At 50.8% G+C, this 20523-nt stretch carries 17 protein-coding genes; 14 read left to right on the top strand and 3 right to left on the bottom strand.

Translation table 11 applies throughout. The features are described from left to right. Positions 1–135 precede the first annotated feature (135 nt). From pyk to ACO0LI_RS17060, 9 genes are all read left to right on the top strand, one after another. The gene (gene pyk / locus ACO0LI_RS17100) at positions 136–1575 is read left to right on the top strand and encodes a pyruvate kinase (RefSeq protein ID WP_422953734.1); all 1440 of its coding nucleotides are present in this window, start codon (positions 136–138) and stop codon (positions 1573–1575) included. 41 nt (positions 1576–1616) lie between these two features. Next, entirely contained in the window at positions 1617–2681 is a 1065-nt protein-coding gene (fba, locus tag ACO0LI_RS17095) for a class II fructose-bisphosphate aldolase (protein WP_423013034.1), read from the top strand. A 275-nt stretch (positions 2682–2956) separates the two neighbouring features. Beyond that, positions 2957–3853, top strand: coding sequence for a phosphoribosylaminoimidazolesuccinocarboxamide synthase (locus tag ACO0LI_RS17090; protein WP_162042490.1), 897 nt, complete (start codon positions 2957–2959; stop codon positions 3851–3853). A 2-nt stretch (positions 3854–3855) separates the two neighbouring features. Beyond that, the gene (gene purE, locus ACO0LI_RS17085) at positions 3856–4353 is read left to right on the top strand and encodes a 5-(carboxyamino)imidazole ribonucleotide mutase (protein WP_423033968.1); all 498 of its coding nucleotides are present in this window, start codon (positions 3856–3858) and stop codon (positions 4351–4353) included. A gap of 318 nt (positions 4354–4671) precedes the next feature. Continuing rightward, complete coding sequence (locus ACO0LI_RS17080) at positions 4672–5892, top strand: 5-(carboxyamino)imidazole ribonucleotide synthase (protein ID WP_423033966.1); 1221 nt, start codon at positions 4672–4674, stop codon at positions 5890–5892. Further along, the gene (locus ACO0LI_RS17075) at positions 5889–6923 is read left to right on the top strand and encodes an L-threonylcarbamoyladenylate synthase (RefSeq protein ID WP_423033964.1); all 1035 of its coding nucleotides are present in this window, start codon (positions 5889–5891) and stop codon (positions 6921–6923) included. Before ACO0LI_RS17080 ends, ACO0LI_RS17075 begins: the two co-directional genes overlap by 4 nt. Before the next feature lie 75 nt (positions 6924–6998). Continuing rightward, on the top strand, positions 6999–7487 hold the full coding sequence (locus tag ACO0LI_RS17070) for a hypothetical protein (RefSeq protein ID WP_423033962.1): 489 nt from the start codon (positions 6999–7001) through the stop codon (positions 7485–7487). Between the two features lie 284 nt (positions 7488–7771). Further along, a complete protein-coding gene (locus ACO0LI_RS17065; protein WP_423033960.1) occupies positions 7772–8245 on the top strand; it encodes a hypothetical protein in 474 nt (157 codons plus the stop codon). 91 nt (positions 8246–8336) lie between these two features. Further along, on the top strand, positions 8337–8825 hold the full coding sequence (locus ACO0LI_RS17060) for a rod shape-determining protein (protein WP_423033958.1): 489 nt from the start codon (positions 8337–8339) through the stop codon (positions 8823–8825). Positions 8826–9050: 225 nt separating this feature from the next. Here the strand turns inward: ACO0LI_RS17060 and ACO0LI_RS17055 are convergent, their stop codons facing one another. Then, positions 9051–9767 carry a hypothetical protein gene (locus tag ACO0LI_RS17055; RefSeq protein WP_423033956.1) on the bottom strand — a complete coding sequence of 239 codons (717 nt, stop codon included), beginning with the start codon at positions 9765–9767 and terminating at the stop codon, positions 9051–9053. A 266-nt stretch (positions 9768–10033) separates the two neighbouring features. Between ACO0LI_RS17055 and ACO0LI_RS17050 the strand changes: the two genes are divergently transcribed. Together ACO0LI_RS17050 and ACO0LI_RS17045 are read left to right on the top strand one after the other, a co-directional pair. Further along, a complete protein-coding gene (locus tag ACO0LI_RS17050; RefSeq protein ID WP_423033954.1) occupies positions 10034–10681 on the top strand; it encodes a hypothetical protein in 648 nt (215 codons plus the stop codon). Positions 10682–10966: 285 nt separating this feature from the next. Continuing rightward, positions 10967–12754: an RICIN domain-containing protein gene (locus ACO0LI_RS17045; RefSeq protein WP_423033952.1), complete on the top strand. Its 1788-nt coding sequence runs from the start codon at positions 10967–10969 to the stop codon at positions 12752–12754. Positions 12755–12853: 99 nt separating this feature from the next. On the opposite strand, the gene ACO0LI_RS17040 is transcribed toward ACO0LI_RS17045, so the two are convergent. Further along, positions 12854–13492 carry an esterase/lipase family protein gene (locus ACO0LI_RS17040; RefSeq protein WP_423033950.1) on the bottom strand — a complete coding sequence of 213 codons (639 nt, stop codon included), beginning with the start codon at positions 13490–13492 and terminating at the stop codon, positions 12854–12856. 332 nt (positions 13493–13824) lie between these two features. Between ACO0LI_RS17040 and ACO0LI_RS17035 the strand changes: the two genes are divergently transcribed. Next, positions 13825–14337, top strand: a complete 513-nt coding sequence (locus ACO0LI_RS17035) for a hypothetical protein (protein WP_423033948.1) — start codon at positions 13825–13827, stop codon at positions 14335–14337. Between the two features lie 257 nt (positions 14338–14594). Beyond that, on the top strand, positions 14595–15449 hold the full coding sequence (locus tag ACO0LI_RS17030) for a C13 family peptidase (protein ID WP_423033946.1): 855 nt from the start codon (positions 14595–14597) through the stop codon (positions 15447–15449). A 120-nt stretch (positions 15450–15569) separates the two neighbouring features. On the opposite strand, the gene ACO0LI_RS17025 is transcribed toward ACO0LI_RS17030, so the two are convergent. Continuing rightward, positions 15570–16430, bottom strand: coding sequence for a rhodanese-like domain-containing protein (locus ACO0LI_RS17025; protein ID WP_423033944.1), 861 nt, complete (start codon positions 16428–16430; stop codon positions 15570–15572). A gap of 355 nt (positions 16431–16785) precedes the next feature. Between ACO0LI_RS17025 and ACO0LI_RS17020 the strand changes: the two genes are divergently transcribed. Next, positions 16786–20217: an NPCBM/NEW2 domain-containing protein gene (locus ACO0LI_RS17020; RefSeq protein ID WP_423033942.1), complete on the top strand. Its 3432-nt coding sequence runs from the start codon at positions 16786–16788 to the stop codon at positions 20215–20217. Positions 20218–20523: the final 306 nt, after the last annotated feature.

The raw sequence follows: 20523 nt of genomic DNA, 5'->3' as shown, positions 1-20523 counted from the left end.
TTAGATTCTCTTTTGCCTTTCTCTGTGCTCCTCTGTGTCTCCGTGTCTCTGTGGTGAGATTTTCGGTCTTAACAAGCTTTTCAGGTTTTCATCCAACTCAACGCTAAAAATAATATCTAATTTTCAGGAGACCAGATGTCACGTGCCACCAAGATTGTTGCCACCATAGGCCCAGCTTCCAATGACATGGCTACGCTCAAGCGCATGATCCATGCCGGGGTGAATGTGGTGAGGTTGAATTTCTCGCATGGCAAGGCGCAGGATCATATAGACCGGGCCACGATGGTGCGTCAGGCAGCAGCAGAGTGTGGCCGCGAAATCGCCATCATGGCTGATTTGCAGGGGCCTAAAATCCGTATCGGCAAGTTTGAAAATTCCCGCATCCATCTTGAAAACGGCGACAAGTTCATCCTCGATGCAGACTGCACCATGGGCACGCAAGAGCGCGTTGGCCTTGATTACAAAGCCCTGCCACGCGATGTCAGAAATGGCGATCTGCTATTGCTCAATGATGGCCTCATCGTGCTGGTGGTAGAAAAAGTCGTTGGCAATGAAATCCATACCATTACAAAAATTGGTGGCGAGCTGTCCAACAACAAGGGCATCAACCGCCAGGGCGGTGGCCTGACAGCGCCAGCACTGACTGGCAAGGACATGGAAGACATCAAGACTGCGATGTCTTTCCAGGCTGATTATGTGGCCGTGTCTTTCCCAAAAAATGCGACTGACATGGAAATGGCAAGGCAACTCTCGAACATCGCGGGTGAGCCTTATAACCACAAACCCATGATGATCGCCAAGATAGAACGTGCAGAAGCGATACCGCTGCTGCAAGAGATACTCGATGCATCAGACGGCATCATGGTCGCCCGTGGTGACCTGGCTGTAGAAGTCGGCAATGCGGCTGTGCCAGCCCTGCAAAAACGCATGATCAAAATGGCGCGTGCTTCCAACAAGCTGGCTATTACTGCCACGCAGATGATGGAATCCATGATCGTCAATGCCGTGCCTACCCGTGCTGAAGTGTCAGACGTGGCCAATGCTGTTTTGGACGGCACCGATGCCGTCATGACCTCGGCAGAAACTGCCTCTGGCAAATACCCTGTAGAAACCGTGGAAGCGATGTCGCTGATTTGCCTGGAAGCTGAAAAATTCCAGGAGAACAAGCTTGACGCCGATTTCCTCAACCTGACCTTTACCCGCATCGACCAGTCCATCGCCTATGGTGCGCTGTTCACAGCGCACCACCTGGGTGTAAAAGCCATCGTGGCCCTGACCGAATCGGGTTCTACTGCCTTGTGGATGAGCCGCCACAGCGTCGACGTGCCCTTGTTTGCACTGACACCAAGCGTGGCCACCCAGCGCAAGGCAGCGCTGTACCGCAATGTCCAGACCTTCAAACTACCTTACTCTGATGACAGGGAAGCGGTGTTGAAGTCTGCCGAAACCGTCTTGCTGGAAAACGATGTTGTCGTCAAAGGCGACATGATCGTCGTTACCTGGGGTGAACCCATGGGGCAGGTCGGCGGCACCAATGCAATGAAAATTGTCAGAGTAGGTGAGAACCAAGCGTAGCAGGGACAAAGATTTTTTTATAAAGCAATCTGGAGTTAATTATGCCACTCGTATCCATGCGTCAATTGCTGGACCACGCCGCCGAAAACGGTTACGGTCTGCCAGCTTTCAACGTCAACAACCTGGAGCAGGTCACTGCCATCATGCAGGCCGCCGATGAAGTTGGCGCACCTGTCATCATGCAAGCCTCTGCCGGTGCCCGTAAATATGCTGGCGAAGCATTCTTGCGTCACCTGATCGAAGCCGCGGTAGAAGCCTACCCGCACATCCCTGTCGTCATGCACCAGGACCACGGCCAGTCGCCAGCAGTCTGCATGGCTGCGATCAAATCCGGCTTTACATCCGTGATGATGGATGGTTCGCTGGAAGAAGACGGCAAGAGCGTCGCCAGCTATGAATACAATGTCGAAGTGTCGCGTGAAGTGGTCAAGTTTGCCCACTCCATCGGCGTCACGGTAGAAGCAGAACTGGGCGTGCTCGGTTCTCTCGAAACCATGATGGGCGACAAGGAAGACGGCCATGGTGCCGACGGTAAAATGACGCGCGAACAATTGCTGACTGACGTGCAGCAAGCCGCTGACTTCGTCAAGCAAACCCAGTGCGATGCCCTGGCAATTGCCATCGGTACTTCCCACGGTGCCTACAAATTCTCTCGCAAGCCAACTGGCGACATCCTGGCAATCGACCGCATCAAAGAGATTCATCAGCGCATTCCAAATACGCATCTGGTCATGCACGGTTCCTCTTCCGTACCGCAAGAACTGCTGGATGAAATCCGTCAGTTTGGCGGCGACATGAAAGAAACCTATGGTGTGCCGGTTGAAGAAATCGTCATCGGCATCCAGAACGGCGTGCGCAAGATCAACATCGACACCGACATCCGCCTGGCAATGACAGGCGCGATCCGTCGCTACATGTTTGAAAACCCAGGCAAGTTTGATCCACGTGATTATTTGAAGCCAGCGCGTGAAGCTGCCAAGCTGGTGTGCAAGGCACGTTATCTGTCCTTCGGTTGCGAAGGCCAGGCAGGCAAGATCAAGCCTATGGCATTGGAAAAAGTGGCAGAGCAATACAAGAAGGGCGCTTTGGCGCAGATCGTAAATTAAGACGTAAGTTTGTTTCCTCATTCCGGTGTGAGCCGGAGTGGGGGGAATGAAATGCAGGGTTTAGACAAAATTGACGGTTGGAAAAATGTAGGTTGGGCTAATCTCGTAGGTTGGGCTACGGTTTACCAGCCCAACACTGGGCCTTAAAAAATGTATGCGTTATTTAAACGCCGAGTGTTGGGCTGATGAAGCGTAGCCCAACCTACGAGAAGCTATATTCGCCTCACCAACAATTCTGTGTAAACCCTATCCAGATCGAAATAAAGAAATCCCTCATGACTACGCAAATCAATTCCACTCTTCATTCCCTGCCTTTGCTGGGCCGTGGCAAAGTACGTGACAATTACGCTGTCGGCGACGACAAGCTGCTCATCGTCACCAGTGACCGCCTGTCCGCATTCGATGTCATCATGAATGAACCCATTCCTGACAAAGGCCGCGTGCTGAACCAGATGGCGAATTTCTGGTTTGAAAAGCTGGGCCACATCGTGCCTAACCACCTGACAGGTGTCGCACCAGAATCCGTGGTGGCAGCAGATGAAGTTGCCCAAGTCAAAGGCCGTGCCGTTGTCGCAAAACGTCTGAAGCCCATCATGGTAGAAGCCGTGGTACGCGGCTACATCATCGGCTCAGGCTGGAAAGATTATCAAGAAACAGGCGCAATCTGCGGCATACAATTGCCAGCAGGTTTGCCACAGGCAGCCAAGTTGCCAGCACCTATTTTCACACCGGCTGCCAAGGCAGAAATGGGCGAGCATGATGAAAACATCAGCTACGCAGAAACAGAGCAACGCATAGGCGCAGAACTGGCCGCCAAGATCCGCGACATCAGCATACAGCTCTACACTGAAGCCGCAGAATACGCCGCCACCCGCGGCATCATCATCGCCGACACCAAGTTTGAATTTGGCCTCGACGACAATGGCGTGCTGCATCTGATGGATGAAGTGCTGACTGCTGATTCTTCGCGCTTCTGGCCTGCAGATTCTTATGCTACCGGCATTTCACCACCGTCTTTTGACAAACAGTTCGTGCGTGATTATCTCGAAACCATCACCAGCTGGAAAAAGACCGCACCAGCACCAGCCTTGCCGGATGAAGTCGTGCAAAAAACTGCCGCCAAATACCGCGAAGCACTGGAACGCCTGACTGGCGAAAGCCTGAAGGACTGATGATGACTACGCAAAATAAAATTGTCGTCGGCGTCGTCATGGGTTCATCCTCAGACTGGGACGTCATGCAAAACGCCGTTGCCATCCTCAAGGAATTTGGCATAGGCTTTGAAGCCAAGGTCGTCTCAGCCCACCGCATGCCGGACGAAATGTTCACCTATGCAGAAACCGCCCGCGAACGCGGCCTGCGCGCCATCATCGCCGGTGCTGGCGGTGCAGCGCACCTGCCAGGCATGATTGCTGCCAAAACCATCGTACCAGTACTGGGTGTGCCCGTGCCATCCAAATACCTGCGTGGCGAAGATTCATTGCTGTCCATCGTGCAAATGCCCAAAGGCATACCGGTGGCGACATTTGCGATAGGCGAGGCAGGCGCAGCAAACGCCGCCCTGGCCGCGATTGCGATATTGGCGACGACCGATGATGCATTGGCGGCGAGATTGATCGAGTTCCGCGAAAAGCAAACGCAAGTTGCACGCGATATGGTGTTGCCGGTTTGAGTTAAGTTTGTAGATTGGAATAATCTGGTAGGTTGAGTTAACTTCGTGAGTTGGGCTGACCCCGTAGGTTGGGTTGGTCTTGTAGGTTGGGCTACGCTTCACCAGCCCAACACTCGGCGTTTGAATCACGGATACGTTTGTTGAAGCCCAGTGTTGGGCTGATAAAGCGTAGCCCAACTTACGGCACGGCCCAATCTAGGTACACGGCCCATTAACGAAACTTGATATCGCAACCCGGATTTCTATCTACCTAAATATCCGTACCTCATTTGATTTGTACTATTGTGTACAAACAATCCCTAGTTTGAAATCACTACCATGACCACTCATCCACAGCCCGCACAGCCCCGCCAGCCATTGTTACCCAATACCCCCGCCAGTTGCCTCGGCATCATGGGTGGCGGCCAACTGGGCCGCATGTTTATCCAGGCGGCGCAAGCCATGGGTTATCAGGTGGCCGTGCTGGAGCCTGAAGCAGGCTGTCCCGCTGCACAGGTGACAGGCCAGCATATCCAGGCTGGCTATGAAAACCACCCCGGCCTGATGGCGCTGGCCAAGCTCAGCAAAGCCGTCACCACAGAATTTGAAAACGTCCCGGCAGAAAGCCTGAATCTGCTGGCGCAAACCAGTTTCGTCGCACCAGCTGCTGCCTGCGTCTCCATCGCGCAAGACCGCATCGCAGAAAAAAACTTCTTCACCCGCTGCGGTACAACGACCGGTGTTTATCCGGCACCGCATCTGGCCATCAATAGCCAGGACGACGTTGCCAAAGTCAGCGATGATCTCTTGCCCGGCATCTTGAAAACCGTGCGCATGGGTTATGACGGCAAAGGCCAGGTACGCGTGCGTGACCGTGTCGAACTCGCCGCCGCTTTTGCAGGCATGAACGGCCAGGTCTGCGTACTCGAAAAAATGCTGCCACTGGCCTATGAAGTATCCGTCCTTGTCGCCCGTGGTGTTGATGGAGAAGCGGTGGTTTACCCAATCGCAGAAAACGTCCACCGCGACGGCATCCTGTTCACCACCATCGCCCCCAGCACCCATGTATCGGCAGATGTCGCCAGCAAGGCGCAAGCTGCAGCCCTGCACATCATTGCAGAGATGGGCTATGTAGGCGTGTTGTGCATAGAATTTTTTGTGCTCAAGGATGGCAGCCTGGTCGTCAATGAAATGGCACCACGCCCGCACAATAGCGGCCATTACACGATTGATGCCTGCGTCACCAGCCAGTTCCAGCAACAGGTCAGGGCACTTGCGCAATTGCCGCTGGGCGATGTGCGCCAGCATTCGCCAGCAGGCATGCTTAATATTCTCGGTGATGTCTGGTATGAAGGCGACACCGACACCATGCGCGAACCTGCGTGGGATCAAGTGCTGGCTATCCCGGGTGCGCACCTGCACCTGTATGGCAAGGCAGAAGCACGCCGCGCCCGCAAGATGGGCCACGTCACCTTCGTCTCACCGACGATGGCAGAAGCGCAGGCCAACCTCGGCAAAGCCTGCACTATCCTTGGCATAGCAGCACCGGAGTGGGCATGAAGTCACAAGCCATTACACCTGAGGCAATCGCACAAGCAGCACAAGCATTGGAAAGCGGCCAACTGGTAGCCTTCCCGACCGAGACGGTCTATGGACTCGGTGCTGATGCAGAAAACCCAGTAGCCGTCGCCAACATCTATGCCGCCAAGGGCAGGCCATCGAATCATCCGGTCATTGTCCACGTTGCCCCCGGTGCTGATATCAGCTACTGGGCCAAGGACATCCCGGTAGAAGCACACCAGCTCATCGCAGCATTCTGGCCCGGCCCGCTGACCCTGATCCTGAAACGTGCTGACCATATCCCCGATGCCGTCTCAGGCGGGCAAGATACTGTCGGCATACGTTGCCCATCGCACCCCGTGGCACAAGAACTCTTGCGCGCCTTCAAGGCAGGCAAGGGCGGCGTGGCTGCACCATCGGCCAATAAATTCGGCCACGTCAGCCCCACCATGGCTGCGCACGTAGAAGAAGAATTCGAGCAAGAGATACAGCCCGGCGGCCTCATTGCCCACATACTTGACGGTGGCCAGAGCGATGTCGGCATAGAATCCACCATCGTCGATCTCAGCCGCCTCGCCACCCACGGCCCCGTCCTGCTACGCCCCGGACACATCACCATCGCCCAAATGGCTGCCGTGCTGGGCATTACACCAGCAGCACCAGATGCTGCCGCACCTCGCGCATCTGGCACACTCGATGCCCATTACGCACCGCATACGCCAGTAATTCTGGTCGAAGCCGCAGAACTCGATGACACAGTCAACCGCCTGCACGAAAAAAACAAAAAGCTCGCCCTCATGAGCTACCAGGCCCACCCCGCTATCCATGCCGAAGCATGGCGCCACCTGCCCGCCGACCCGGTAGGCTATGCCCACGACCTGTACGCAGGCCTACGCGAACTTGATCATGCCCATGCAGATTTGATTTTGGTAGAAGCTTTGCCGCAAGACAAAGATTGGCAAGGTGTGAACGACCGTTTGCGTCGGGCGGCGTTTGATTCGCGGGATGTGTTGAGAGGGATGTTGGGGTAGGGGGCGTTACTCTACAGTGACAGACTTGCATCTCATTCCAACAATGATTAAATAGCCAAAGCACAAAAGTAAACGATGGGACTGGACGAAGCGCTGCGATTGAAAAAATGGATGTCCTTTTCCAGGATTGGAGAAAGCGCGGAAGCAATTTCCGGCGGTTTTTTTTGTCTGGGGACAAACCTTTATGTCGGAACCCAAGCTTATAATAAAAATCTGGAAAGAGATGACCCGCTGGCCCCATTCATTACTGGCGTATATTGGGCTGCATCCGTCGCAGCCTTGAAATGGGCATATCTGGATAGTGATTTGCCAGCGACCTCAGATACTTCTCTGGCTACTCCCCCGCAAGAACTTCTGCTGGGGACTTCTGGTACCTATTCTGAACTGCAGCATCAGATTCCTAAAAGTGGAAATAGAATTTTTGAACGGGCCGAGTATTCAAATAAAGGTTTATTTTTATTTAAAGAGCTTAACATCGATGGTTTTAAGTACCTATTCTTTGAAAATAAAAATAAACCAAAAGAGCGAGTCTCAGTTATTGGTTTTTCCTTGCAAACTGAATAGGTGCAGGAAAATGATGCATCCCTACAGCGATGTGTAGATATCGCCCAGATTTCTACTAACCCGTAGGAGCGGCTTTAGCCGCGAATTTTTTTGCTGCGAGTCCAAGTGTGCTCGCTCATATGGGTAATATATATTCAAAATTCAAAGACTATTTGAGTTTCAACTTTTCAGTTGATAAGTGTCTGTTGTTCAACATGTTCAGTGAGAAAGCAAAGTATTCCATAAATTGGGCATATTACAGCGTTGCAAAAATCATCTTCTGGCAAATCAGTCTCTAATAAAACATGAACAATACTGCCCTCTTAAATGAAATTGCATCTTCATTCCAAGTAGTGCCTATGCCGTCCAAGGGGGCACTCTCGGTTCACCAGGGTGATTGCCCGCAATGCGCTTACTTGAGGAATTATCTGGAAGAACAACGAGACCGGAAGATTACTCGGGATGTTATCCGTTATCTGCATAATGAGTTGAGTTGCTTATCGACTGCCGGATTAAAATGGATACTTCCCCACTATCTGGAATTCTGCCTGACGCCGGAAGCAGAGTACAGCAAGTTGGAAACAGAGTTCTTGATTTACCATCTTGGGCCGGAGTTGAAATTCCAACATGAGGCGAAAGCGCAGCTTTCTTGTTTGCATCAAAAACAGATTGACTGTCTTGTGCACTTTCTGGAATGGTGTGAAATTCATCCCAGCTGGAGTGAATACTGTCCTGACGATATACAAAGAGCCTTGAATTTTATGCGCACATTGCTTTGACTCTTCGTCATTCAATGATCAAATGTCTCTACTCTGGAGTGCATTTACTTGCGCTCTGGTACGCTTCTCCAGTCCTGAAAGTAAATTTCCTATGTTCGACTCCTTCAAGCAATTTATCTATGTCCAAATTTCTCCTGATCGCTTAAGCGTGAAGAATATCAAATCGGGAGAGTGCATTTCAGAAGTACCTGAACTGGCGATCAGTGCGCCACCTGATCAAAAGATACTGGGTGTTGGCGCTGAGGCGCGGTCTTCGATAATGGGAAAAGCCGGTGCCGTTGTGCTTAATCCTTTTGCTCATCCTCGCTCACTTGTATCTGATTTTACCTTGGCACAGCAACTCATCAAGGCCTTTGTTAAGCGCGTCAAATCCAGTTCTGCGATGGCGATGAATCCCATCATCATCTTCCACCCACTCGGCAACCCCGACGGTGGTTTTACCCAGGTAGAAGGCCGCGCATTTCGTGAATTGGCGTTCGGGGCCGGTGCATACAAAGTCATACTCTGGTACGGTGACGAGCTGACTGATCAGGAAATATTGTCCGGCCAGTATCCCGCCCATGGGCGTGTTATTGAGTGATTTTGTTGGTGCAGCAGAGCCTATGCTTGCCAAGACCGTTGAGTCGGGGGTGTTATGGCTAAACGAGTTTTAATAAAGTTCGTGTAGATACGATTAGACTAGAGTGTAATAACAAGTACAGCAATTAACTCCATGCACTTAAACAGTATTTCTCTGAAATTTGGAAATAGCTAAGCAGTCGGATTTATCTTGCTTATTGCTATTCACTTTTTTCCATAAATACGATTACGTTTCACTATTCGCCCCCGCGCTTGCTGTGAGTTCTTTGATTTTTTCTCTATAAGGTTCTGACCAACTGTCAATACGGGTAAGGCTATTTATCCATTGCTGCATATGGGGAAGAGCTTCAATTGCTTTCCCTTGTTGATATAAAATATCCGCAATGAATTTTTGATTAAGGCGGCTATAAAAAATACCTGGCTTCCTTGCTTCTTTTTGGGGTTTTGGGAATAGAAAATTCATGGTGCGTGAAATGACAGATCCTTGCTGTTGCTCTTGAGGCGCACCAAAGTTTAATTCGCCTTTTAATACTGCGATGAATATTTGAGGCTCAGAGAATTTGTCCAACCAGGGCAATATACGCTTGAAAAAATCTGATTCAAAATCACTGTGGTTTTCAATTGAATAATCCATAGATGTGTGCCAGCCCCGTTGTTCAAAGCCGGTTTTCAAGACCTCGACACTTAAAGCTTCCTCGAATACTCGCTCTTCATTTTCATGCATCCGCAAAAAATCAGGTTGGAGCACGGCGATAGAGAGCACGATGCAAAGACATTGCTTATTCAGTGAAGACTGCGTTACTGATATTCTTTGCTGGATAAAATCGCATGTTGGCGACTGCCTAGTAAATGAAATGTATCGCAGAGATTTGCGAACGAGATTTTCATCTATGTCAAAACCAAGATTTGAAAAATTAATCTTTACCCACTCGAAGGTATTCATCGTTAGCTTAAATGAGAGTCTGACGTGATCAATGGAGTTTATTTATGCGGTGATTATAAGTGTTTCCTTGCAAGCGGTCTTATAATCAGGAATTGCGTTTCTCCTCAGTTAACCTCAAATGCTGAAAATACCATCATATGAGCTCAACAAAATTAGGCTTTAAAGAAAACCAGGCCAAATTGATTTTGTATAGCTACTCCAGCCTGCAGCACCAACTCCATGCCGACGCATGTATGCAAGGCTGATACACCAGACGATACATAAAGATGGAAAAAGAATTCAAAGCACATATCCAGAAAAATATAAACACCAGGCTCACTATAGATGGGCTATTTAAGCTGGATAAAAAAATCAAGCTTGGTGCACAGCGTCCGGGCTCTTGCGTCTGGCGCTGGAGGGTGACGGACAATTTCTCTTGTTTTGTGGTTCTCGAATTCTATACATCCGGCAATGACTGCAATATCGGTATAGGGTGGTCAAAAAGAAGTGGTGGCGTATTGGATTTTGCCGAGGCTCATCGAACTGCTGTTGAGAAGCTGGATGCTAACGATGGCAATCTTGATGCTCTGTCAGATTTGCAGGAAGTGTATTTTTATAGAGGTGCATTTGGCAGCCCGGTTGGATTTTTTGGCCCGGCAGAAGAAATGGCTTCGATAGAAAGGGCAAAGGATGTATATGCCGACCCTGATACCCTGAAGAGAGCAAATGCATCTGCTGCCTATACAGAAACCGATTGGGAAAAGAATACGATGATCAGATACTGGGGCATTATGAAATACTTCATGGATACTCCGTTGACTCAAGAAGATGCCGAATATGCGACTGGCGATATGTACAGGGAAATGCTTTCCTTTCTTGACGACTTCGGCCTGCCATATCTGATGAAAACTGCGCAGGTATGCTGCCCTCTTTAAATTGGTGGCATAGACAATTTCCATCCAGCCATTGTTACCTTATCGCACAGCTTGCAAATTGCCATGGCGGGTAGCTGTTATGTGCACAGACAAAGGCTTAACAGGCAAGCCAGGAGCAAGAGCAAACGCGGCAACACCGCCGTAATGATTAAAAAGGAAACATGATTGTGCATTTGATTATAAAATGCATGGTCTTGAGCTGTCTTTTTATCCCGTCTTTTGATTCCCCCGGTCTGATGTTTGTCACCACGGTGGCGCATGCCGGTTTTTCCCCTGGAGTTTTGCATGGCCTTCAATTTTGAGAACGACAGACCTTATTTCATCATCCCCAAACATAGCAAGCAGCCACTGGGCGTGCAAAGGCAGGAAAAACAAAAAGGGCTGAAGATAGAGTCGCAAAACGCGATCCTGGGCAGCGCTGCCCAGCAAGTGCGTTTCGCCCGCAATGGCAAGGGGCACTTTTATGTGATCATGAGTCATTCCGGTTTGTACTGGGATATCAAGAACGCTTCGCAAGATGCAGGCGCAGAGCTGTTGCAATGGGATTGGAGTGATTCACACGGTAATTCGCCCAACCAGCGTTTCAGGCTGATGTCGAACGGTGAGGGCTATTACTACATCAAGGCTGCTCATAGTGGTCTGATGCTGGAAGTAAAAGATGCGGGGAAAGATGGTGCGCAAGTACAGCAAAATCAACTGAACTCTAATACCGCCAACCGCGATTATCAGTTGTTCAGCATTATGCCGGCCAGTACTGGTTATCTGGTGAGAGAGCCAATGGCATTCAAGGTTCATACCGATTTTATACGTGAGGCAACGCTGTCACTTATAGACAAGATGCCCGAGCTTGGTGGTGCAGTGCAGGCCATTGTCGGCTTCTTCTGGCCTGACAATCACGATCAGAATTTTTGGGATCAGATCACCGCCTATGTTGAACAGCGTATGAAGGATTTGCTGAAACAGGCTGAAATCAAGGCATTGACCCAGACCCTGGAAGGCATCAAAAAAAATCTCAAGGAATATCTGAGCACCACTAACCTGATCAATAAACGCATCAAACTGGTCTCTGCCATTACAGCGGCTACGCAGGTAGAAAATCACTATCTCGATAATGATGGCGGCCTTGCCGTGCTGCCACTCATGGCATCCTGGGGTACCATGGTACTGACTATGCGCATGGAAGTGGTTAGTCACTATAACCAGGTGAACCTGCTCCTGGCCAACCCGGACCAGGCTGCGCTTAAGGCAGATGGTGATGAACTGCAATTTTTAAACGAAGCCATAGCACGCTTTGGCCTGGCCGCCAGTACCAGCCGCAAAAAGGCGATGGAATGGCGATTGTCATTTATCGTCAGTGATGTAAAAGTCACTTCCAGCAGGCAGGGGCGGCTGGATGAATACTGGGTCGAAGATCGTTATGAAGGCTGGCGTGTTTCACATACTTCCGCACCTTCATCACGCGTTCACGATCCCCATGCCAAGGCCAAGGTAGATAAAGCCAAGGAAATGCATGTGGCCAGGGTAAAGGCGAAATTCGATGTCGAACTTGACGTTATCCTGGCACAAGTGTACCTGTGGCCTTATTTCAACAGAGAGAAAAAACCTGGGCCGGGCAAAAAGAAAATCGCAGTAACGACTGCTTATGGGTATATGCCTTCTACCAACAGTTTTGCCTCAAAGCTTGATGATCTGGGCGAAGTCGTATTGTGGACGCATACCAATAATCAACCACATGCCTTTCTTTGCGGCCTGCAATTATTACCTGTGAAAGTTGATGGTTTTTCCGTCGGCAAGACAGAAGGGGATAAACAGACACTGAAACTGGCAACAGGTGAATATATCTGTAATGTCCGCCTTCTTGAATGGGATAACATCATTTTGGGACTGATACTCGAAACCAATCTGGGACGATCTATCCAGGCAGGCAAGATTGGCGATCACATCAATGGCCGTTATTTTGACGCGGGCCTTGACGATATGGTTGCTGCCAAACTCGTCAATATTTCTGGCACCCATAGTACGGATAAATTCAATTCATTGAATTTTCATTGGGAATATGAGCGGGCTGAATAAGTCTATCGCTGCCTAAGACATTTGTGGTGATGAAGATGAATGTGCTCATCAATGCGTTGATGACACTGCAAGGCATACATCGCAACTGTGCTTTGCTGCCTAAGCGTCGGCAGCAAAGCATTGTTCCATGGCCCTCAATGCATGCACATTCGATGGAATGAATGCATGGCTTGCCGGTACAGGTATCGCCTGCGCCTGCGACGATGGCATGGCCTCTTCAGCAGCAACCATGCCATCGTGTGGCAAGTTAAAGCCAAAGAAAAAACAGAAAGCGCCCAGCCAGGGCCATGTGCCATAAACGTGTGCGCAGGGTATGCTGAGCATGGGGACTTTGCTCATCCTTTCTTCATCAGCGGCAAACTGGCCGCATTCGCCAGTCAGTATCTGGTAGATTTTCCAGTGACGTAATCTGCGGGCGAGCCGCATGGCGCGTAGTGGTGATGCCAGCAAGACTGCGCGCCTGGGCCGCAAGTGCGGTTCCAGTTGCTCGTTCAGGCTCCTGAGAAGCACACCACCAAAAGAATAGCCGACAGCATGGTAGTTACCTTGACTGCCGACTGCAGTTAGCAATTCGCTGAGCTTCTTTTGGATTTGATCAAAGGATTGGGACGATACCTTGTAATCAAAGCATAGTACCTTGTAGCCGCGTTGTTCAAAGTAGCGGACAAATGTGCCGCGCATATAGCGCTTGCCGCCAACACCATCGATAAAAACAATCTGGCGGGTACTATTGTTCATGCAAACTTTCCATTAAAGCCTGGGCGTGAGGTGAAGCCCATCTACACATTTCTCCGCCGCTGTCCCTGGCATTGATACGACATAAACGATGCCGTGATTTTTTTATGATCGCTGCCACAGAAGTGGTTTTAAATTCTGAAGATTCTTGTAGTATTGTAGCTTGAATCAGACTGTGGCAACGTAGCGGGCGCATCAATATGCAAAGCGGGTTCCATCAAATGTTAAGTAACTGCATGGTGGTAAATTCTCCACGGAGATATTAATACCGCATCCCGCTCATTTGCAAAAAATTCGCGATCGATATAGAAGTTTCTTCAAATTACAGGCAGGCCATGACCACACTTACGCAACTGGATAAGTTAACCAATCAGTCGTTCAACAATAAAATGCGCAGGCGAGGGTTTGCGATAGAGAAGACGTTCTATTTTTGGCGAAAGCGGGGGCCATTTTTTGATGTGCTTTGGGGTGAGATAATTGGGAGCGGTAGCTCTCTCCGAATCTTTGTCACAGTCATGTGCCCCTGGATAGATGACCCTGTCACTGGCGAGTTTGTTGAGTTCCCATTTAGAACGTGCTCAATTGGAGGAACATTGTCCGGGAGATTTCCAGAAAATATGCGCAGTGGTGTAAATTTTGATGTTGCCACTGAAGATGAGGTTACGCAAAGCCTTGAAAATATCCTTAAATTGGTCGATGAGAATGCCGTGCCCTGGTTTAACGAGATAGTCTCATTAGAGACATATCAGTTTTACCTGGAGAAAAGCGCTAATCGACCTGACGCAAAGGACAGGGCGAAAGTCAAAAAAGGTATAACTATTGGACTTCAACGTGAGTCATACCGATAATTTTTGCATCGCCAAAGGGCATACATAGGCTACGTCAATCTGGGCACTGCCGGGTTTTGTAGCCGAAGTGAACGGTAGCTCTGCGTCATCAATGGTGCTGCCCAGGCACACAAACGAAGAATCCATTCTTGCGTTAGCGAGCTCGCCAGTATGAGCGCAAGCTTCTCCGTTTTTAACTCCCGCAGTAGAGCATGACACATTTTTTAACAAATGTTATGATAGCCAGCTTTATCGCTTAAAGAAGTGTGCAGAAATACATGAAGAAACTTTCCTCTTCCCTGTGGATGACTGGTCTGCTGGCGCTCTTGTCTGCTTGCGCGACCAAGCCGGCTATTACTTATCTGAACCCCGGCCAGGACAAGGCGCGTGAGATGAGTGATCAATTGATGGCGCAGCAAAGGCTCAGTAATCAGGAGAAGGCGAGAGCCATAGACCATCACCGGGTCTGGTACGCCGGATTTGGTTTGCATTCAGGTTCCAGGGCTTTTCTGGGGGATGTGCAACTGGCCAAACAAAGGCTGGAAGAAATCAATCCTGAACTGATCAGCTATAGCTTCAATAATGACCCGCATCAGGACAAACTTGACTCTCCCTTTGCTCATCTGGGCAGCCTGGACCAGACGGCCAGGGATATTGCCAGCCAGGCCAGGCAGGGTGATGTGGTGACCATTTTGCTGACCAGCCATGGCTATACCGACCTGGTGGCGGTTGAAATAGGTAATAAGCCCACTGCACCTATCTGGACGCGTTATCTCAAAACGGCACTGGCACCTCTGGAAAAATTCCCGACAGTGCTGATCATTTCTTCCTGCTATTCGGGTTCCCTGATCTCGCAATTGAAAGCACCGAACCGCATTATTGTCACTGCGTCGGCACAAGACAAGGTGTCTTATGGTTGCCAGCCATTGGCAAACAATACGTTTTTTGTTGATGCCCTGTTTGGCAGCAAACTCGATTCAGGTCAAAACCTGATGCAAGTGTTTGAACATACCAAAGAGTTGGTGACCGAGCGTGAGAAGGCAGCGAAAGTTGATCCCTCGTCACCACAGATTTTTGTTGGCGAGAAAATGCAGGCTTATGCGCAACAGCCTTTGAAGTCCTGGTTGCAATAGGGGCGATGTATTCCTTGCGCAGCTACCATCACTGTGCAGCCATCCTCAATGCGCAGCTACTATAAAAAAGCCAGGGCCGTCATCCGATGGCTCAGGCTTTTTTGTGGTGATGCTTGAGGTCTAGCGCATCACGGTCAATAACGGTACGGCTTTCACCACTGGCAATTTTGCTGCTTGCCATGCAGCGATGCCGCCGCGATACCAGTACAGATTGGAGTAGCCCATGTCCTTGAGGCGCACCAGGGTATTGACACTCATCCAGCATTCTTCAGAAACACAAAATACCGCGATGGCAGCGTCTTTTTGCGGAAAGTTTTTTTTCATGACCGCACGCAAATCTTCATCCAGGTTTTTATTGAAGGCGGCTTCAGGGTCGTCTGCAAGATTGGCCGCACCGTCAAGCGAGATGGCAAACGGCAAGGTCATGCCGCTATTGTCTATACCCAGGGCGTCGATCACGCTGATCTGTTTTTTAGCCAGCTTTTCTGCCAGCTCTGGGGTGCTGATGTTCTTTATACCTTCTATGCTGGTGGGCGTGGCATAGTGGAAGCCTTCACTGCCAGGGCGCAGGTGTTTCACCGTTGGTAAAAACCAATCGGCATTTTCAAAATCCTGATAACCATTCTGGACCTTGAGATTTTTTATCGCACGCTCAGACTCTGTCAGAAAAAGTGCATACTTGTCCTGGAAGGCCTCATCATCAAGGTCATAGAGTTTGCAGTTGAGCTTAGTATGGCGCTGACACTTTGACAGCGCCGATCGTATGGCCAGGACATCGTTATTAAAACCAAAACCTGTTCCCCAGGAGCCGTCAGCAGACACGGCAAAGGCTTTCTTGGTTTTGTCCCCCTTGTATTTTTCAAATCCGGTTTGGGCGCTCTTGTTCAGTTCAATCTGGCCCGGCCATATATCCTCGGCATGGGCGGCACCATGGGCACCAAGGGCGCAAAAAGAAAACGACAGGACAGTGAAAATTTTCATGTTCAGAATAATTAAGTATGGTGACAGTGCTTGATCCTCCGGCATTTTTCTATTCATGCGGGAGAATTCAAATCTGATCGCCATTTTACATTATTTAACTTTCGCGTGAGTCAGGCTCTTGAGCAGAGCACTGCTCTTGTTCGTCACGGCGGCATGCACGGCATGTGCTGCGTTGCTGCGTAATACTTGTCGCTTGATACAGATGCAGTGGCATGCTTCAAGCAGACGCTTAAACAAGGCTTGAGCCCTGCATGCCTCATGTGGGAAAATACTTTAAATATATTAACGACAGTTTACCTTGATCCTGCCCTGAATCGCCATTCACCTGACGCCGCATTTACCCACTGACGCCACCATGTATCCACCATTGCGCAAGACCCTTATCGCAGGCTTGGTTTCCATATTTGTCTCCAGCCTGCTGGCATCTTCACCATCGACCAGCCATGCCGCACCCCTGGGCAATATGCGCAACTTGTCTGTCAGTGCGCAACGCCAGATTGAGTTCACGACGGATGAAGGTAGTATCGTCCGCATCAGTTTGCTTAAGCCAGATATGTTCCGTGTCTGGGTGGGTAGCAAGGGGCAGTTGCTGGATGCCGGTGACAAGGCTGCGCCTATTGTGCTCAAAAAAGACTATGCGGATTTCCCGGTCAGCGTCACTGCGCCAGACGGTTATCAACTGGTGCAGACATCTGCCATGGCCTTGCGCATCTACCGCTCGCCTGTGCGCCTGGCGCTCTACAAGGCCGATAATAAAACCCTGCTATGGGAAGAAAAACAGCCGCTGGAACTGGGCGACAAGGCCAGCTTCCAGACACTCTCCAGCACACCCGATGAAGCCTTTTTTGGTGGTGGTCAGCAAAATGGCAGCTATGCTTTCAAGGGCAAGCAGCTTGAGGTATCTTATTCCGGTGGTTGGGAGGAGGGCGACAGACCCAGCCCCGCGCCGTTCTATATGAGCAGCAAAGGCTATGGCGTCTTGCGCAATACCTGGAGCAACGGCAGCTATGATTTTCGCTCGAACGATTACCTCAGCACCAGCCATCAGGAAAAACGCTTCGACGCCTATTACTTCGTCGGCGACAGCATCAAGGACGTGCTGGCCAGCTACACCGTACTCACGGGCCGTGCAAAACTCTTGCCACGCTGGGCCTATGAATATGGTGATGCCGATTGCTACAACGATGGCGACAACAGTAAAAAGCCCGGCACCGTGCCCGCAGGCTGGACTGATGGCCCGACAGGCAAGACGCCAGACGTGGTGGCAGCAGTGGCCGCCAAATACCGCGAACACGACATGCCTGGCGGCTGGATATTACCTAACGACGGCTATGGCTGCGGCTATACCAATTTGCCCGAGGTCGTCTCTGGATTAAAAAAACATGGCTTCCGCACCGGCCTGTGGACAGAAAACGGCGTCGATAAAATCGCATGGGAAGTTGGCACGGCAGGCACGCGCGCGCAAAAGCTCGACGTCGCCTGGACAGGCAAAGGCTACCAGTTCTCGCTCGATGCCAACATGGCTGCAGCACAAGGCATACTCGATAATTCAAACGCACGCCCCTTTGTCTGGACCGTCATGGGCTGGGCTGGCACGCAACGCTATGCCGTCACCTGGACAGGTGACCAGTCCGGTAGCTGGGACTATATACGCTGGCACATCCCCACGCTGATAGGCTCAGGTTTGTCCGGCCAAGCCTATGCCACCGGCGATGTCGATGGCATCTTTGGCGGCAGCCCCGAAACCTTTACGCGTGATTTGCAATGGAAGACCTTTACGCCCGTACTCATGGGCATGTCAGGCTGGTCAAAGTCAGAACGCAAACACCCCTGGTGGTTTGACGAACCCTACCGCAGCATCAACCGCGATTACCTCAAACTCAAGATGCGCCTCATGCCCTATATGTACACCTATGCGCATGAAGCAGAGCAAAGCGGCGCACCCATCGTGCGCGGCCTGATGTGGGATTATCCGCAAGATACCAATGCCAATAACGAGAACTACAAATACCAGTTCATGCTAGGCAAAGACTTCCTCGTTGCACCCGTCTATCGCAGCCAGGCCGCCAGCAAGGGCTGGCGCAAAGGCATCTACCTGCCGCAGGGCCGTTGGATAGATTATTGGGATGGCCGTGTCGTGATGGCAGCCGCCAAGGGCAAAGTCATCGACCAGCAAGTTACGCTGGACAAACTGCCCGTCATGGTACGCGCTGGCGCGATTTTGCCGATGTACCCGGTTGCCCTGTACGACGGCCAGGTACCCAAGGACGTGCTGACGCTGGACATCTACCCTCACGGTAAATCCAGCTTCACCCTGTATGAAGATGATGGAGAAAGCCGCCAGTACCAGAGCGGCAAATCCAGCCTGCAAACCTTCACTGTCGATGCCCCAGAAAACCGCGCAGGCGACATCAGCATCATCATAGGCGCAGTCAAAGGCAGTTACGAAGGCATGGAACAGCAACGCGCCCTGCAACTGCAAGTACACACCCGCGTACAGCCAGATGCAGTGCACTTTGGTGAACAAAACCTGCAGACATACAGCAGCCACGCAGATTACGACAAAGCCAGCAGCGGCTGGTATTTTGACGCCGCAGAAAAATACGGCACCGTCCACATCAAGACGACCAAACTGCCCGTTAATCAGGCTTACCAGTTCCGCCTTGCCGTTACCGCCAACAGGCAACTCGCGACAACAGCAGACTACCCGCCAGCACCAGACCTCGGCAACACCATCGCCGCAGACAGCCTCATCGTACTCAGCCGCCCGGCAGAAGAACCCGGCCACCCGCTGGAAAACGCTTTCGACGGCAAACCCGGCACCTGGTTCCGCACCGTGCGAGACCAGTCGCAAAAAACAGGCGCACACGAATTCAGCCTCGCCCTCGGCGAGCGCCGCATGATCAACGGTTTTGAAATCGCCCCACGCAATGACAAGAACTGGCAATACGGCCAGGTCAAAGACTTTGAAATCTACCTGGCCGACACCAACGGCGAATGGGGCAAACCCATCTACACCGGCCAGCTCAAGAAACAGGAAGGCAAACAAAAAGTAGAATTCGCCGCCAAAGCAGGCCGCCTGTTCCGCTTCCGCATCCTCAGCACGCACGACCAGAACGACGACGGCGACGCCCAAGACCCCATGGTACTCACCAGCACAGGCGAAGCCAAACCAGCCAAAGCCTACAACGCTTTCAACCCCGTTGTCGTCAGCCCGATCACGATTTCAGAATTCAGCATTCTGGAAAAACCAGCACCTGACAAAGCCAAGCTGCAAACCTATTTGTCGGATGCCGTTGCTACAATCATCGCGGGCAACAAAAGCAGCTACGCCAAAGACCAGCCCTATAGCAGCGCAAGTGCCAAGCCAGTGAAAGCTGAAGTCAGCAAACAATCCGGCGCGCAAACCAGCATGCAAAGAAGCATGCAAAGTAGTATGCAAATGAATGGCCTGCTCTTCCGCAAAGGCTTGGGCGTCGCTGGCAACAGCGAAATCGACTACCAGCTAAAAGGCGACTGGCAAACCTTCCGCGCCGACGTAGGCATAGACGACAGCTGCCGCAACAACGGCGGCCTGCAATTCCAGGTATGGGGCGACGACAAACTATTATTCGACAGCGGCCTCATCACCGCACCAGCAGTCGTCAAACCAGAACTGGACATACGTGGTATCAGCAAACTTAAATTGAAGACAACCGGTGTCAAAGCAACGGGCAAGGCAGAGGTTTGTGCTAACTGGGCGAATGCTTCTGTGATTGGGTTTGTGGGGGATGGGGTGGGGAGGTAGATTGAGATTAAGATGATCCTCTCGTCGATAATTTATTTGTCGAGAGGTATTTTCTTGAGCCTACAAAAGGTTTTGAAAAGGTGGTTTTTCAAAAGTAATTGCAACTAATCATACCTAAGGAATCTCTGATTAAGTCCCCGAGCAATGATTCAGAAACGGTAATATAAGCTTATTTTCCGTTGAATCATAAATACCATGAGACAGACAACATTTGCCGAAGGTGGCTTTGAACGCTATGCCAAGACGACGAAGCGAGCAGTGTTTCTATCAGAGATGAATCAGGTCGTGCCATGGGCGATGCTGTGC

It is taken from the genome of Undibacterium sp. Tian12W (assembly GCF_049339405.1).
Lineage (GTDB): Bacteria > Pseudomonadota > Gammaproteobacteria > Burkholderiales > Burkholderiaceae_D > Undibacterium.
Note: the sequence above shows the minus strand (reverse complement) of the source record. Positions and strands in the feature narration are given on the sequence as shown.